The organism is Streptomyces sp. NPDC001156, from assembly GCF_053598275.1.
The window spans coordinates 19,392-35,424 of record NZ_JBSFJX010000039.1; the positions used below are offsets into that span (position 1 = coordinate 19,392).

At 69.7% G+C, this 16,033-nt stretch carries 13 protein-coding genes; 5 read left to right on the forward strand and 8 right to left on the reverse strand.

Features of this window, described 5'->3' with window-relative positions:
- Positions 1 to 61 precede the first annotated feature (61 nt).
- A complete protein-coding gene (locus ACWDA7_RS20225; protein ID WP_450605631.1) occupies positions 62 to 1,858 on the forward strand; it encodes an FUSC family protein in 1,797 nt (598 codons plus the stop codon).
- 124 nt (positions 1,859 to 1,982) lie between these two features.
- Here ACWDA7_RS20225 and ACWDA7_RS20230 read toward each other — a convergent pair whose 3' ends face one another.
- The 7 genes from ACWDA7_RS20230 to ACWDA7_RS20260 all read right to left on the reverse strand — a co-directional run bounded on the left by ACWDA7_RS20230 (position 1,983) and on the right by ACWDA7_RS20260 (position 7,632).
- Complete coding sequence (locus ACWDA7_RS20230) at positions 1,983 to 2,267, reverse strand: hypothetical protein (RefSeq protein WP_450605632.1); 285 nt, start codon at positions 2,265 to 2,267, stop codon at positions 1,983 to 1,985.
- A gap of 3 nt (positions 2,268 to 2,270) precedes the next feature.
- Positions 2,271 to 2,879 carry a hypothetical protein gene (locus ACWDA7_RS20235; protein WP_450605633.1) on the reverse strand — a complete coding sequence of 203 codons (609 nt, stop codon included), beginning with the start codon at positions 2,877 to 2,879 and terminating at the stop codon, positions 2,271 to 2,273.
- Positions 2,880 to 2,979: 100 nt separating this feature from the next.
- Positions 2,980 to 3,795, reverse strand: a complete 816-nt coding sequence (locus ACWDA7_RS20240) for a S8 family serine peptidase (protein WP_450605634.1) — start codon at positions 3,793 to 3,795, stop codon at positions 2,980 to 2,982.
- A gap of 84 nt (positions 3,796 to 3,879) precedes the next feature.
- Positions 3,880 to 4,785 carry an NmrA family NAD(P)-binding protein gene (locus tag ACWDA7_RS20245; protein WP_450605635.1) on the reverse strand — a complete coding sequence of 302 codons (906 nt, stop codon included), beginning with the start codon at positions 4,783 to 4,785 and terminating at the stop codon, positions 3,880 to 3,882.
- 171 nt (positions 4,786 to 4,956) lie between these two features.
- Positions 4,957 to 5,961, reverse strand: a complete 1,005-nt coding sequence (locus ACWDA7_RS20250) for a YihY/virulence factor BrkB family protein (protein ID WP_450605636.1) — start codon at positions 5,959 to 5,961, stop codon at positions 4,957 to 4,959.
- A gap of 121 nt (positions 5,962 to 6,082) precedes the next feature.
- Positions 6,083 to 6,574, reverse strand: a complete 492-nt coding sequence (locus tag ACWDA7_RS20255) for a winged helix-turn-helix transcriptional regulator (RefSeq protein WP_450605637.1) — start codon at positions 6,572 to 6,574, stop codon at positions 6,083 to 6,085.
- Positions 6,575 to 6,732: 158 nt separating this feature from the next.
- On the reverse strand, positions 6,733 to 7,632 hold the full coding sequence (locus ACWDA7_RS20260) for an alpha/beta hydrolase (RefSeq protein ID WP_450605638.1): 900 nt from the start codon (positions 7,630 to 7,632) through the stop codon (positions 6,733 to 6,735).
- A 163-nt stretch (positions 7,633 to 7,795) separates the two neighbouring features.
- On the opposite strand from ACWDA7_RS20260, the gene ACWDA7_RS20265 reads away from it, so the two are divergent.
- Complete coding sequence (locus tag ACWDA7_RS20265; RefSeq protein ID WP_450605639.1) at positions 7,796 to 8,623, forward strand: enoyl-CoA hydratase/isomerase family protein; 828 nt, start codon at positions 7,796 to 7,798, stop codon at positions 8,621 to 8,623.
- Positions 8,624 to 8,866: 243 nt separating this feature from the next.
- Here the strand turns inward: ACWDA7_RS20265 and ACWDA7_RS20270 are convergent, their stop codons facing one another.
- Positions 8,867 to 10,627 (reverse strand): MOSC domain-containing protein, encoded by a 1,761-nt coding sequence (locus ACWDA7_RS20270; RefSeq protein WP_450605640.1) that lies wholly within the window; start codon positions 10,625 to 10,627, stop codon positions 8,867 to 8,869.
- 495 nt (positions 10,628 to 11,122) lie between these two features.
- Between ACWDA7_RS20270 and ACWDA7_RS20275 the strand changes: the two genes are divergently transcribed.
- The 3 genes from ACWDA7_RS20275 (at position 11,123) to ACWDA7_RS20285 (ending at position 15,779) form a co-directional block, all read left to right on the forward strand.
- On the forward strand, positions 11,123 to 11,992 hold the full coding sequence (locus tag ACWDA7_RS20275) for an alpha/beta fold hydrolase (protein ID WP_450605641.1): 870 nt from the start codon (positions 11,123 to 11,125) through the stop codon (positions 11,990 to 11,992).
- A 108-nt stretch (positions 11,993 to 12,100) separates the two neighbouring features.
- The gene (locus ACWDA7_RS20280; protein WP_450605642.1) at positions 12,101 to 12,961 is read left to right on the forward strand and encodes a DUF427 domain-containing protein; all 861 of its coding nucleotides are present in this window, start codon (positions 12,101 to 12,103) and stop codon (positions 12,959 to 12,961) included.
- Positions 12,962 to 13,484: 523 nt separating this feature from the next.
- Positions 13,485 to 15,779 (forward strand): SpoIIE family protein phosphatase, encoded by a 2,295-nt coding sequence (locus ACWDA7_RS20285; RefSeq protein WP_450605672.1) that lies wholly within the window; start codon positions 13,485 to 13,487, stop codon positions 15,777 to 15,779.
- Positions 15,780 to 16,033: the final 254 nt, after the last annotated feature.

Genomic DNA, 16,033 nt, shown 5'->3' on the forward strand with positions numbered 1-16,033 from the left:
GTTTCGACGACTGCGGCCGCGGCGAGCCGGGGGGACCGCGGACAGCGGCAACCGGGAAGTCATGAGACAGAACCGAAGCAGTCCCCCCGCCGGTCAGCCCGGCGACGGACCTGACAGACGGCAGGGACGGCGGCGATCGGTCGCCCGGGTGGCGCGGGTGCTTTCTCCCCGCGGTGCGCTGGCCCTGAAAGAGGTGGACGGAGCCTTCCTCTTCGCGCTGCGCGCGGCCCTGGCCATGGCAGTGGTGGCGCTGCCGATCGTGCTGGCCGGGCGGCCGGATCTCGCTGTCTACGCCATGCTCGGCTCGTTCACCACCACGTTCGGGCGCAATCTGCCCTACCCTCGCCGCGCTCGCGTTCTCGCGCTGGTCGGGGTGGCCATGACGGCATGCGTGGGCTGCGGTTCGGCGCTCGCCGCATGGCTCGATCCGCGCGCCGGAGGAATCGGCGAGGTCGTGGTGGTGGCGGTTACGGCCCTGGTCGCCGGGCTGGCCAAGTTCGTCTGTGACGCGACGCGGTTGGGCGGCCTGGGCGCGGTTCTGCTGCTCTTCTCCTTCGCGGTGGCAGCCAACAGCTCGACCGCTCCGGCCGCCGTCCTCCCACAGACCGGACTGGCCGCGGCGGCATCGGCGGTGGCCTGGGCGCTGGCGATGGCAGGCCGGTTCGTCCATCCGGACCGCCCTCAACGGCTCGCGGTCGCAGCGGCCCTGCGCGCCCTCGCGGAGCTGCTGGAAGCAGCCGACCGCGGACTCGCGACCGGCCGGACGCGCCATCGAGCGACGGCGGCCGTCCTGCGGGCATACGACTCCCTCGGTCTCACGCCGCCGACGCACGCGCAGCAACCCGGCGGGACCGGGACCGTGGTGACCCTGACCGACGTGTCCTGGTCGCTGCTGATCAGCTCCGCGCGCCGGTCGGCCGACGACTCCAGCGCCACGGCGCAGGTCCTGCGCCGGCAGGCCCATCTCCTCGCGGACCGGCGCCGCCGACTTCCCCCGGTGCTGCCCGAGCTGGTGCCCCCGGCTCAGGAGACACCGGACGACGCGGCCACCCACGTGGGCGGGACAGCTGCGGCACAGTCCGATCCCGCCGCACGGCGTGCCTCCGAACTGTTGGTGGGGCGCCCCCTCGGCGGCCCCGGCCGTGTCCCGGTCCGGATCGTTCCCGCGCTGCGGATGGTCCTCGGCACGGGGGTGGCAGGTGGGCTGGCCGCCCTGCTAGGGCTACGACACGGCTACTGGGCGGCGATCTCGGCGGCCGCCGTGCTGCACTCGGTCAACATCCGAACGACGACACAGCGTGCGGCCCAGCGGACTCTGGGCACGATCGTCGGACTGCTGCTCACCCTCGGTGTGCTGGCCGCACACCCCGGCCCCGTGGTCCTCGCCCTGGTGATCGTGCTCATGGAGTTCCTGCTGGAATACGTCGTGGTCCGCAACTACGGCCTCGGCGTCGTCTTCCTCACGCCGCTGGCCCTGCTGCTAGGCGACCTGGCCGCCCCGGTGTCCGCCGGCGAACTCGTCCGTGACCGGGGGCTGGCCAGCCTCCTGGGGATCGTCGTGGGCCTGGTCTGCGCACTGGCGGTGGTCCACGACCATGCCGCGGTGCGGGTGGAGCGTGCGCACGCCGCGTGCGAGGGTGCGGCCGAACGCGCGGAGCGGGCGCTGGCCGCCCCTTCCGGGCCGCCGCACCCGAACGTCTCGATGGATCTGGCGGCGGCGGTGGTGGAGTTGCGCGAGGCCGACGACGCCGCGGCCGGTGAGTTGTGGTCAGCGGGAATCGATCCCCCCGAGCTCGCCGCAGCGGAGCAACGGGCCTATCTGCTGCTCGACCAGCTCCTGCACCGCCGGTGGAACTGATCCCGGACCACCCGGTCTCCCCCGATCGTCGGCGACCGCCGGTCGTCATGGATCGCACGGCCTGACGCCGCGGCCGGAGCCGCAGCAGGCGGCCCCGACCGGCGGGTGAGCATGTCAGGCGACGTCAACGCAGACCGAAGGCCCGGGTGATCGTCTGCGAGACACTGTTGTCCGCACTGTCGCGCGCAGTGACCCGCAGGCTGACGAAGCCGGCGGACTTCGGCGCGCGCAGGGCCGTGGCCCAGCCGTCACCGTGGCTGGCCAGGTCGGCCCGCTGCCAGGTCGCCCTGTCGTCGTACGAGACCTCGAGGGAGGGCTTCCCGATGCCGGCAGTCGTGCCGGGCAGGTGGGAAGCGGTGACCGTCAGCTGGGTGTGCCGGTTCGCTCGGCCCGCCTTGTCGGTGTCCACGCCCTAGTCGAGCTGGATCAGCGGCAGTGACACGGTCGAGTCGCTTCCGGTGACCGCGGAGGTGAAGTTCCACTCGGTCAGCGTGTGCGTCGAGTACGGGTTGGCCCAGGCTCCCCGGTCGTTGTCGACCACCAGCCGGTAGGGCAGCCGTTCCGCGGCGAGCGCGGGAACCTGCAGCCACTCGGCGTTGCCCCAGTCGAGCAGGTGGTCGCCCTGGTGGAGCCCGACCCAGTCCTTGACGTCGAAGTTGGCGCCGGCTTCGCCCACGTGGCCGACGCCGGAGTCACCCCAGCCGGGCGCGGTGATGTACATGGTGTCGAGGTACCGCACCGGCTGATAGCCCATCGGGCCCATCCGGGGCCGCTGGATCGGCCCGAACCAGGAGACCTTGCCGGTCTTCCGCGCCGGGTAGCGCAGAACGTCCAACGAGTGCTGCCCGGTCTCGCCCTGGATGAAGGCGTCGTCCAGCCATCTGGCGTCGGAGGTGACCCAGTCGGTCCGCTCGCCCTGGGCGGGAACGGTCAGCTGGTTGCCGACGGCCCAGCCGCGCCAGACGTCGGGGCGGAACTCCATCGCCTTGCCCTGGCGGTAGTTGCGGAAGGAGACGTCCACCCTGCCCAGGTCCTTGGACTTCTCCCCGCCAGGTCGGGTCCGCCGGGACCGCGCCGGACCAGTGGTGCACCACGTCGTAGACGTAGTCGGTGGTCGGGTGCTAGGTGACCTTCAGCTTGACCGCTCCGTGCTGCAGCGCGTCGATCAGGTCGGCGCCCTGGTCCGCGTTGAGGGTCGCCACGGTCAGCGGGGCAGGGCTCTCCGGGCTCCAGGGAGTCTCGTCCCAGGGCTGCAGCCGGCCGATGCCGTCGTTGACGACCATGAGCATCTGCGCGCCCGCGGTCGCGGCGGCCTCCGCCTGCTCTTTGATCGCGGCCGGGTCGCTGCCCCGGACCACCACGGCCTTGCCGCGCACGTCCTGCCGCGCGAGCGCCTGGGCCGTGCCCTCGCAGACGTAGACCGCCGTGAGCGTCCGGCTGCCGGCAGGCAGCGGCTTGGCCGCGCGCTTGACCAGCGGGTCGGCGTAGGTCGTACGCGAAGTGCCGTGACCGTTGAAGTCGGCGACGTCCTCCTCGTAGGGGACGAAGCTGGCGCTGGTGTCGACCTGTCCGGTCAGGTCGGGGTGTGCGGTGTCCACACCGCTGTCGAGCACCGCGACCTTCACGCCCGTGCCGGTGTCGCCCTCCGCCCAGACCTGCTGCGCGCCGATCTGGGCGGTGGAGTCGGCCAGGTCGGCCTTCACCTTGCCGTCGAGCCGGACCTTGGCGATGCCGCCCGCGAACGCCGGGCTCGCCGAACGGGCCGCCGTACCGGAAGCGCCGGTGAGCGCGGACCAGAAGGCCGAGGCCCGCTTGCGGTTCTGTGCGACGGCCGCGCCCTGGATGCTGTCGAGGCGCCGGACGACGGTCGAGCCGGCCACCTTCGGCGTGGTCCGGGACTTGGCGGCGGCATCGGAGTAACGGACGATGAGCGGCAACCGGGCGGCGTGCGCGTCGTTTCGGCAGGGCCGGGGCGCGGGTCGATGCCTCCGTGGCGCGTGTACGGAGCCGGTGGGTGCGGCTCAGCCGAGGTAGAAGTCCTTGCGCGCGGCCACGAACGCCTCGATCGTCTGGGCGGGTGCGCCCGTCACGCGTTCGACGTCGTCGGACGCGCGGTCGTAGCGGTTCTCACGGTGCAGCCGGGCCATGGTGGCGATGTGCTGTTCGGTGTGCGGCGGCAGGCCCACCTTCGCGAGCACCTGGGTGCGCCACTGGTCCAGCGGCACATCCACATAGGACACCGGGCGATCCAGCGCCCGTGAGAACTCCTCGGCCAGTTCTCTCATGTCGACGGTGTGGGGCCCGGTGAGCTCGTAGACGTTGCCGACGTGCGGGGCCGGGTCGCGCAGCACGGTGGCGACCACCCGGGCGACGTCGTCCATGGCGACCGGCGAGGTGCGCCCGGTACCGAAGGGCAGCGCGATCGTGCCGTTCTCCCGGATCGACCGTGCCGCCAGTGTGGTGAACAGCGCGTTGTCCAGGAACGACGTGGGCCGGATGTGCACCACCGGCAGGCCCGACCAGTTCAGTACCTGCTCCGCCAGCCAGTGCAGCCGCTGCTGCTGCGACTCCGCGGTGCTGGTGGCGGTCATCTGCGACACGGTCATCTGGGACATGTCGACCAGAGCGTCGAGCCCCCCGTACTCGCGGGCCACGCTGGCCACCACGGTTGTCGCCAGCAGATGGTCCGGCGACACAGGCATCGCGAAGTACATCCGCCCGGCACCCTCCAGCGCGGCCGCGACGCTCTCGGGCCGGGTCAGATCGCCGGTGACGACCTCCGCGCCGAGGGCACGCATCTCGGCCGCACGGTTGTCGTCGTGGCGGACCATCACCCGAACGAGCACGTCCTCTGCGCGAAGCCGGTCGAGGACCCTGCGGCCCACGCCACCTGCGTTGGAGATGAGGACAAGACTGCTGGCGACCATCGGTCGATCTCCTTGTGAGTGGGTGGGCAGGCCAGTAGCCGGCGGGATCACCAGCGGGAGAGCGGATGGCCACGCCGCTCCGACACGTCGGCTTCGTCATCTTGGACCCGCGGTTCGGCTGCCGTCCTGCCGAACGTGGACCCGACGGTCGTCGGCTCAGGCGTCGATCGCCTACGAGTTCTCGGTGTCGTCCGGTGGCGGAGGTTTCTGGCGGAAGTAGACCTTGATCTCCTCGAAACTCTTGTACTGCTCCGTCCTCGCGTAGGACTCGTAGGCCCGCCGGTCCGCCCAGGTGAGCTGTACATCGTCGGTGAAGGGAGTCATCAGGCTGCGGGGCCACAGCCGGTGCAGGCGCACCGCGCTCACTTCGGCTGCCACGACGAACACCAGAGCCGTGAGATACATCCAGGCGACCAGACCCAGCACGATGCCGAACATGCCGTAGGTGGCGCTGGCACCCCGCAGCACATTGCTGACGTAGTACGTCCCGGCCCACTGCAGGCCCTGCCACGCGCAGGCCGCGCCGATCGAGGCTCCCAGAAGGCGCCGCGCCGGGATTTCGCGATGGGTGAGCATGCGGTAGGTCAGCAGCAGGACCAGCGCATTGAGCGCGATCGCGGCAACGGTGACAGCGAACCGCACCTCGACCCCGAGGTGACTACCGAAGACGCGACTGGCCGATGCCGCGATGGACAGACCGGTCGTGGCGGCCAGGCCTGCTGCCACAACGCCCAGGAACAGCATGCCCTTCAGCCGTGATCGCAGCGGATCGGAGCGCCGGTAGCGCGGGACCCCCCAGATCTTGTTCAGGGTGAGCTGTGCCGCCTGAGCAACGCCGAGCGCACCGTAGAGGCTGACCACCACGCCCACTCCCAGCGCGAAACCGTTGCTGCGGAAGGAATGGATGTTGTGCCCCAGCTGCTCCCCGATCACCGGGAACTTGCTCAGTACCGAGTGCAGGACGCGTTCCTGCAGCTGCGGGTTGTCCTGGAGCAGCGCCCCGAGCGCCGAGACAAGGAGCAGAAGCAGAGGGAACAGCGACAGAAAGGCGTAATAGGTCAGCAGAGCGACAAGGTAAGTGCCCTGGTCGTCAAAGAACTTGTAGGCCACGGCAAGGGCAATACCCGCCGCCTTGTGACGCCGCTGGAAGGCGTCCATCCGCGCAGACAGTCCCATCCAGGGGTCTCCCAGCAGCCTGCCGGTCTTTTCTTCACGATAGAGGAGACGTGGACCGTTCGCAGGGAACGACAAGTCGTATCGAGGTCCTCTGGTGACGCCGAAGGTCGGCGGTTCAGGCCTAGTGGCGGCGAGGCGTGTCGATCGGTACGGCGGTTTCGATGGGGTCCGCCGCCCGCGACTGGACCACGAGCATGTCGTCGGGCGACATTTCCCTGCCATCCTCGGCGGTGAGCGTCAGCGGCCGTGGCGGTTGCCCTGTGCGCGCGTCGATGACACGGTTCATCGGCTCGTCGTCCTCGAACAGGTGCTTCTGCCCCCACTGGCGCAGAGCCGCGAGGACGGTGTGGAAATCCCGCCCCTTCTCGGTGAGGACGTACTCGTGGGAGTTGCCGAGTGCCGACTCGCGGATCTCGAGGATCCCGACCGCCACGAGCTTCTGCAGCCGGGCGGACAGGACGTTGGTGGCAAGGCCGATGTGCTTGTTGAAGTCCGTGAACCGTGTCACGCCGTGCAGGGCGTCGCGGAGGATCTGAAGCGTCCAGGTGTCGCCGACCTCCGACAGGGAGCGGTCGATCGGGCAGGGCGAATTGACCAGCTCTCGACGTTTCATCGGTGCCCCCAATCACAGGTTCCTTGCAATTGTAGAGCAAGGTGGTGATGCCCGGATTCCGGACCGGAGGCTGGGCGTCCGGAAGCCGGGGCATCGGGGCGTCGGGGCCGGCCCCTCTCAGGGCAGCCCGCCGCCCCGCTGGCGTGCAGCCCGTCGCGTCACTTGGTCAGATGCGAGCGGAAGAAGCGCACGGCTGCACCCGTGCTCGCGTCGAGGCCGTCGAGGTACGGATCGAAGTGGCCGCCCGGCAGGAGGACGAGTTCCTTGGGCTCGAGTGCCCGCTCGTAGGCACTCAGGGCCAGGTCGGTCGGGGCGACGGTGTCATGGGTGCCGACCAGCATCATGAGCGGGGTCGGGGAGATCTGGTCGATCCAGTTGCCGGGGTCGTAGGACCGGGCACGCCGGTTGGACTGGACCGTGACGCGGTTCTCCCAGACGCCCTCGGGAATGTCGTGCCCCAGGTAGAAGTTGATCGCGTCCTCGTTCCGGTAGGACGCGGTGACCGCCGGGTCGGCGTTCACGAACTCCTGCACGGCCGGGGCCTCGCCTCGGGCCTGTGCCAGTTCGTCCGCGGCGAAGGACTCCTCCAGCCCGCGGGTCAGGTGCGGCGGCACGCGTCGCTGCCCGCTCCGGGAGCCGCTGATGGTGGGCACCTGCGAGTAGACGGCCTTGATCCGCCGGTCGGTCGCTCCGAGGACGAGGGCGTGTCCGCCGGCGTAGCTCGTGCCCCACACGCCGATCCGGTCGGCGTCGATCACGTCGAGGGTCTGCAGGTGGGAGATGACCCGCCGCCAGTCCTCGATCTGCTGGTAGGGGTCTATGTCCTGGCGTGGCTCGCCGCCGCTCTCGCCGAAGCCGCGGTGGTCGTGGAGCGAGACGGCGAAGCCGGCCTCTGCGAGTCGGCGCGCGACCGGTTCGATGCCGTGGTACTTCGTGCCGCCGAAGCCGTGCGCCATCGTGATGGCCGGGTGGGGTCCGGTGCCGTCCGGCAGGAACAGCCATGCGCTGAGCACCGTGCCGTCGGGCAGGTGAATGGACTCTTCTGTGCGCTCGACCATGCCGAGTCTCCTTGCGTGATGTCCGCACTGCGGTGCCGTTGGCAGGTGACCTGCGGTCCTTTCGTCCGCTTGCAAATCGCAAGCGACTCGGCCAAGGTAGTCATGCCACTTGCAAATCGCAAGCGACCACTGATGAAGGAAGACAGCGAAGGAGTCGGAGCCGATGCCCTGGAACTACTCCACGATTCGGGCAGAACTACGCAACGGGGTCCTGTGGGCCGCGATCGACAACCCTCCGATCAACCTGATCGACGAGCGGTTCGTGGCGGACCTGATCGCGTTGCTCGACGACACCGAGGCCGACGGCAGCGCTCGCGTCGTCGTCTTCCGCAGCGCGGATCAGGACTTCTTCATCCCACACGTGGACGTGCAGCGGATCGCCCAGTACACGGCGACGGCAGCGACGTCCGGCGGACCGGACGACGTCAGCCTCGGTGCGCTGTACCGGCGGCTCAGTGAGGCCCGGCCCGTCACGATCGCCCTCCTCGAAGGCCGTGCCCGCGCCGCCGGCGGGGAGTTCCTGTACGCGTGCGACATGCGGTTCGCGTCCCTCGAGCGCGCGGTGATCGCCCAGCCCGAGGTGGGCCTGGGTACCTATCCCGGCGCGGGCGCGGTCCAGCACCTCGTACGTCTCGTCGGCCGTGGCCGGGCCATGCAGATCATCCTCGCTGGTGAGGACCTCGACGCACGGGAGGCCGAGCGCATCGGCGTGGTCAACAAGGCCCTGCAGGACGAGGAGTTGGTCCCCTACGTCGAGCGTCTCGCCGAGCGCATCGCCGGCTTCCCCGAGGCCGCCGTGCGACTCGCCAAGCGCCGGATCAACGCGGCCGCACTCGCGCCCAAGGAGGACGTCCAGGTCGACTCGGGCTTCTTCCAGATCCTGGCGCGCGACCCATCGAGCACCGCCCGGCTCGGCGCCCTCATGCAGCGCGGATTGCAGGAGCGCTCCCGCACCGAACTCGAGTTGGGCGCAGCCGTCGGGGAACTGTGAGCGCGATGGATCTTCGGGAACATCCGTCCGAGTGACACGCATTCCGGGGCCGATGGGCTTCCGGCTGCCGGGCGACGCGCCTCTGCTGCGCTCGGCCGCAGCCGGTCGCCCTTGCCTGCCGTCCGGGTGCCGTTCAGTCGGCGAAGGTGTGGTCGGCAGGGCACTGGAGCTCCAGGCAGGCAAGAGGGCCGGACCGCGAAGGGCGCAGATGCGTGTTCGACCGCGAGCGCATGGATCAGAGGGCTAGAGGTCCAGGACGATTTCGGTGGCGGGTTCGCTGCAGCAGACCAGGACGGTGCCGGTCTCGGGGAGCTCCAGGGGCTGCAGGGTGTAGGCGATGTCGCCCGAGACGAGGTGGGTGACGCAGGTGTGGCACACGCCGGTGCGGCAGGACCAGCGGGTGGGAATGTCGCAGGCCTCGGCGAGCTCCAGGAGTGAAGCGTGGGCCGGCGACCAGGGGGTGGTGATGCCGCTGCGGGCGAAGGTGATGAGCGGGCCCGTGCCCCTCGGGCCGGGCGGCTGGTGGGGTCTGACCGCGGCGGTGGGCGTGATGCCGGGGTTGATGGCGGGCAGGGCGCTGAACTGTTCCGTATGGATCCGCTCGGGGCGTAGACCGTGATCGCGCAGGTAGCCGCCGATGTCGTCCATGAAGGCAGAGGGCCCGCAGAGGTACGCGTCCGCGTCGGAGGGAACGCCCATGGCCGCCAGCGAAGCGGCGGTCGGGCGGCCCTGGGTGACGTGGGGCTCGTCGGGGCCCGGGGCTTCGGCGGTGTAATAGATGTGCTCGTGGGCGTCGGGGAGCTGGGCCAGGAGGGCGTGGGCCTCCGCCGCGAAGGCGTGGTGGGCACGGTCGTGGGCGGTGTGGATCCACCAGACGGGCCGCGGGTCTCGTACGGCCGCGAGTTGCTGGAGCATGGCCAGCACGGGGGTGACGCCGATGCCCGCCGAGATGAGGACGACGGGGCCGGCTCCACCGCCGAGGACGAAGCTTCCACGGGGGCTGGCGATCTCCACGAGGTCCCCGGGGTGGAGGTTCGTGTGGAGGTAGTGGCTCACCAGACCGTGGGGCTCGTGCTTGACGCTGATGCGGTACGTGCCGGCCTCGGGCGCGGAGGACAGGGAGTAGCTGCGCACTGCGGGGGAGCCTTCGCCGGTGGCGAGACGGATGGAGAGGTACTGGCCCGCTCGGGCCTCGGGCAGTGGGGTGTCGTCGGCGCTGTCGAGGTAGATCGAGGAGATGGTGGGGGTCTCCGGGACGATGCGGGCGACGCGCAGGCGCTTGAAGCCCGGCCACACGGGTTGCTGTCTCGGTTGCTGCGCGGCGGCGCGTTCGCCCGGCCATCCCGGTTCCTGGCAGGGCTGCTGAGCGTCGGCCAGTTCACGGAAGGACTGCTGCCATCCCGGGCTCAGGGCGGGGATGTTCAGAGCTCTGCACAGCTTCGCCGGGTCGCGGTCGGGGAGGTAGAGCAGCGCGTCGATGTCGGCGACGCTGAGTTCCTCCGGGCCCTTGCGGGTGAGAGTGATCTCGTCGCCGGCCTGTACGCGTCCTTCGGTGATGACCCGCAGGTAGAAGCCAGGGCGGTGGTGGGCGACCAGGAGAGAGGCGAGGGACGGTTCACCGAAGCGCATACCGACTCGGTAGCAGGTGACGCGCGGCTGGGTGACTTCGAACTCGGCCTCGCCGATGCGGTACCGGTCGCCGATGCACACCTCGTCGTCGGGCAGGCCGTCGACGGTGAAGTTCTCACCGAAGATCCCGAACGTCAGGTCGTCACGGCCGAGCTGCTTCTGCCAGTACTGGTAGGACTGCACCTGGTAGACCAGCACCGCGCGCATCTCGCCGCCGTGCCCGGCCAGGTCTCCCTGGCCGTCTCCGTCGATGTTCAGCCGCCGCACCATCCGGGAGCCCTCTACGGGGGCCTTCCACGCTCCGGTGCGGACGGTCCTTCCCTGCCAGGAGACGTCTTTCGGCGTCCCGACGTTGACGGACAGCAGCGTCGCCATTGCGGTTCTCCCGTGTGGATGGCCGGCGGGGTGCGGCTCCTCTGACGGTCGGATCTGTGCGATATGACCGATCTTAGTGAGATTCGGTGAGCAAGACCGCGCGTGCAGAGGCGGGCTCGATCGTCGAATGGCGTGACCATGCCGGGAACCGAGGTGTGGAAACGCACCGGGCCCGACTCCGAAAAAAGCGTCCCATTGAGTCCGCCATGAAGCCTGTCGCGGGGTTGCTGCGACGCTCCCGGGTCGGCCTCCGCTGCCCGGGCGCCCTGGCCGGCTGAGTCGGCTCATGACCGTCCACGGGCGGAGGCTGGAACCAGGCCACGGGTCCGATCCCGTCCTTCTCGGCCTCCGGTGACCGATCAGTGCGCTCCGTCCGGGCGCGGCGGCACCCATCTCAGGACTCTCGATGTAACCGCTAAAAGTGGATTGACAGGTTAGCTGGATCGTGGTCGACTGGTTGTATAACCACTCAAACTCAAAAGAAGGGTTAGGGTTATGGCTCTCGCAGTCCACCACCGCACTGCCACCATCGACGGCCTCGAGGTCTTCTACCGGGAGGCCGGCGATCCGAAGGCACCCGCCGTGGTACTGCTCCATGGCTTCCCGACCAGCTCGCACATGTTTCGCCACCTGATCCCGGCGCTCGCCGACCGGTACCACGTCATCGCCCCCGACCACCTCGGGTTCGGCCAGTCCGCGATGCCGTCGCCGCAGGACTTCCGCTACACCTTCAAGGCCCTCACCGAGGTCACCTCAGGGCTGCTCCAGCACCTCGGCGTCGACCGGTTCGCGATGTACGTACAGGACTACGGAGCCCCCATCGGCTGGCGGCTCGCACTCCAGGCCCCGGACCGCATCACCGCGATCGTCACCCAGAACGGCAACGCCTACGAGGAAGGCTTCGTCAAGCCCTTCTGGGACGGTGTGTTCGCCTACGCCAAGGACCCGCGACCGGACACCGAAGCGCCCATGCGCGGCGCCCTGACCGCCGAGGTCACCCGCTGGCAGTACCTCAACGGAGTCGCCGATCCCAGCCTCGTCAGCCCCGACAACTGGGTCCACGACCAGGCACTGCTGGACCGGCCCGGCAACGACGAGATCCAGCTCGGGCTCTTCCGCGACTATCCCACCAACGTGGACCTCTACCCGCAGGTCCACCAGTACTTCCGCGACTCCCAGGTCCCGCTGCTGGCGGTCTGGGGAGCAGGCGACGAGATCTTCGGCCCCGCAGGAGCGGAGGCGTTCGGCCAGGACCTGCCGAAGGCCGAGATCCATCTGCTCGAGTCCGGGCACTTCGCCCTGGAGAGCCACCTCGAGACCATCACCGGGCACATCCGTGACTTCCTCGGCCGCGTCCTGGCCTGACGCACCCAGGGTCGAGGCGGCTGCGGTGGCCCTGACCGGGCACGACGCTCACCCGCACCCCCGGGGTGCAGCCACCACGCCGCACTCCGCACCAGGAAGGAAAACACCATGGGACTGTCCTGGCAGCAAGGCCCCCTCTCCCCGGGCGCGAACGGACACTTCCTCACTCCCGAACCCCCGCCGGAACGCATGCTGTTCGCCGAGCGGTTGCGTCGCCGTATGCGTGTGCAGTTCAACGACGCCTGGATCGCCGACAGCGAGAACGTGATCGTGCTGCACGAGCCGAGCCGGTACCCGGTGGCCTACTTCCCCCGCGAGGACGTGGATGAGCAGGCGCTGGTCGCCGGCGGCAAGGTCACCCAGCACAAGGACCTCGGTGACACCACCTGGTACGCCGTCCACGCAGGCGACCGCACCACCGAACGCGCCGCATGGGAGTTCACCGCGCTGCCCAAACACGCCGCCGTATTCGAGGGCCATATCGCGTTCGCCTGGCGCGCGATGGACGCCTTCTACGAAGAGGACGAACGCATCCTGGGACACGCCGCGGACCAGTACCACCGCATCGACATCCGCGACACGTCCCGCACCCTGGAAGTCCGCCAGGGCGACACCGTGGTGGCTCGCTCCGAACACCCCGTCGTGCTCTACGAGTCGGGATTCGCCCCGCGCTGGTACGTCCCGCGCGCCGATATCGACGAAACCCGGCTGCGCCCGGTGGAAAGCAAGACGTTCTGCCCCTACAAGGGCCTGTGCGACTACTACGACATCGGCGACGCCCGCCGTGCCGCCTGGTCGTACCCCGACGCCTACCGGGAGGTCGACCGGATCAACGACATGGTGTCGTTCGAGCCGGACCAGGTCGAGGTCTACCTCGACGGCAAGCGTCTCCACCTGGAGCCCGGCCAGACGGTCGTCCCCCATGGTGTCGACCGGGGGCTGGAGGCCGACGAGGGCAGGGCCGCCTGACGGCTACGGGGGGACCGACCGGAACGGATCCCGACGACCGGACACCCGGGCACTGCCCGCTCGGGTGTCCGGTCGCCGCCCGTCAGGATCGTGGGCGGCGCAGGTCGGCGCCCATACCCGGCGGGGACGTGGCCGCCATCGGGGGCGGCCGCGCGACCGACTTGTCCTCGACCGGCACTGGCTCCACGGGACGGGTCGCGTCGCACCGATCCAGTTCCAAGCCTGTGTGCACACTCAATGCCACGCGGACGTGACCGTCTGTGATGGGGGCGGTCTTCCGTGGTAGCCCGGAAGGCGGCATGACGCCCGTCCGACCTGGGGGTGCCCCCGCGGCAGGCGGCAGCGCGTCTGATCGAGCGGTCCCACTGGGCCAGCGCTGTCTGCCGTTGGCGGTGGCCCGCCTGCGGAACTCACCATGGGGAGATGGGCGCGTTGCGTCGTCCCGTGGCTGTTCGCGGCCCGGTGGCCCTGCCGCCCGGTGTGAGTGGGAACGGAGGTGTGTGTTGCCGTGTCCAGTAGTGACGTGCTCATGCGAATCGATAGCGCCGGACGGGTGATCGATTGGTCGCCCTTGGCGTCGGAGGTGTTCGGGTGGGCCGCGGAGGAGGTCATCGGCCGGACCGTGGGCGAACTGGTGCATGAGGCCGGGATCGATGACGAATGGCTGCGGACTACATGCACGGCTATGCACGCTCTGGTGGTGATGCCGGTACTGACCGGATCTTCGGTGGTGTGGGAGCTGCGGGCCACCGCAGGCGCCTTTTCGCTGCGGGACCTGGCACTCCTGCGGGTCATGTTCACCCAGTCGCCGGTGGGCGTGCACGTCCTTGACGACCAGCTGCGCATCGTCCGCGTGAACACGGCGGTGAGTAGTCTGCGTGGTTTCCCGGTCGACTCTCTGCAGGGCCAGGTGTTCAGCGAGGCCTACCGGATCACGGCGCCGGAGGAGGAGACGGCGGCGGCGCGCGGGGTGTTGGAGAGCGGTAAGCCGGCGCTGGGCCGTCTGGTGCGATCCATGGTGGGCTCCACCGGCGGCAAACCGAGGATCTACTCCGTCTCCTACGCACGTCTCGAGAGCGGGTGCGGTGACGTTGTGGGCCTCGCCGTCTCCACGCTGGACGTCACCGAACGGGAACGGGCACTGCAGCGTTTGAAGGTGCTGGAACAGGTCCGCAAACGGGTGGGGCAGCGGCTGGACGTCGTGGGCGTGTGCGAGGAACTGGCCGACGCGGTCGTGCCCGCGGTCTCGGGCATCGTGGTGATCGAGGTGATCGAGGCCGTGGTGCTCGGTGAGCAGCCTCCGCTGGCCCCGGTCGATCCGGCCGTACCACTGCGCCGGGCCGCATTTCGGGGGCAGGTATCGGCGTATCCCGTGGGCGAGGTGCGGAAGCTCCCGGAGGGTACCCCCTTCTCGCGGGTACTGACCGATCTGCGGCCACGGCTCGTGCAGGTGCAGGAGGACAGCGTTTGGCTTGCCGCCGACCCGGCTCGAGCAGAGTCCATCCAACGCTCCCACGCCCACTCCCTGATCGTCGCGCCGCTGTCCGTGCGGGGTGGGGCCCTGGGTGTGGTGAGTTTCTATCGCCACCGAGGGGAGGATCCCTTCGACGAAGAGGACATCGCGCTGACGTCCGACGTCTGCGCCCATGCCGCGCTGTGCATCGAGAATGCTCGCCGCTTCACTCAGGAGCGGACCATCGCCGCGACCGTGAAGCGCAAACTGCTTCCGCAGCGGCCGGCGAAGCCGTCCACAGTGGAGATCTCCCACCTGCACATTCCCGGACCCGGAGGCGGGGGTGCGTGGTACGACGTGATCGAGTTGGCGGGTGCGCGAACAGCGCTCATCGTCGGAGATGTCGCCGGACGGGGGATGGCCACGGCCACCACGATGGGGCAACTGCGGACGGCCCTGCACTCCCTGGCCGCCCTGGACCTGGAGCCGGACGAGTTGATGGCACGCCTGAGTGACACTGCCGCCCGTCTGGCCGCCGAACGAGCCGCGCTGCCGGTCGGCGACCCCCTGCACCGTGAGCCGCTCACCGCCAGCTGCCTGATCGTGGTCTACGACTCGGTGGAGCAGGAGTGCGCCATTGTCCGAGCCGGACTGCCGGAGCCTTTCGCCGTCGCCCCTGGCAGCAGCACGGTCAGAGTGCCCGTGGCGGCAGGCCCGCTGCTCGCCGGCTCGGGCAGCGCTCCGTTCCCGGCCACCAAGATCACCATCCCCGAGGGCAGCGTCCTGGCGCTGGTCAACAAGGAAATCCGCATGCCGTCCGCGTCGTTGGACTCTCTCTTGGAAGAGGGCGCGGCAAGGCCCATGGACGACCTGTGCGACACCATCGCCTACGCGCTCAGGGACTGCGACGAGAGCGAGAAGCTCGTGCTGGTTGCCCGCACCAAGGCGCTGCCCCCGGATCGAGTCCTCACCTGTCTCTTGCCTCCCGACCCCGAGGCGGCGCCCCTCGCGCGTGCAGCGGTCCGCCGCCAGCTCAAGACCTGGCAGATCGACGAAGAGAGCGCCTTCACGACCGAGCTCATCGCCAGCGAACTCGTCGGCAACGCGGTCCGCTACGGCACCCCGCCCATCCGGCTGCGCCTCATCCTCGATCGGCTGCTGACATGTGAGGTCAGTGACTCCGCGACCAGCGCCCCGCACCTCAGACACGCCCGCACCGTCGACGAGACCGGACGGGGACTGTTCATCATCGCCAATGTCGCCGACAACTGGGGCACCCGCTTCAACTCACAGGGGAAGACCGTGTGGGCGCAGCAGCCCATCGGAGCGAGCCAGAGCACACCGCCCACGTACCAGCCGAGCTGACGCGCTGTTCCGCCGGAGCTCGCGGCACGGGTGGTCCGATGGCGTAGGTGATGGTTGCCAGGAGCGTTCCGTGCTGCCGTGACGCCTCCTGTGGCACTTGCCCCGACGGCGCCTCAGGAGACTGGGCCGACGAGTGGGATCAACGGGTCGTGTCGACTCCGGGGCGCGCCCCCCGTCGGCCTCATGGGCGTGCGGGCCCGGCCGTCCGAAGTCCCGCGGCGCGCACAGGCTCTGCCATGACGGAGAGCGGGACG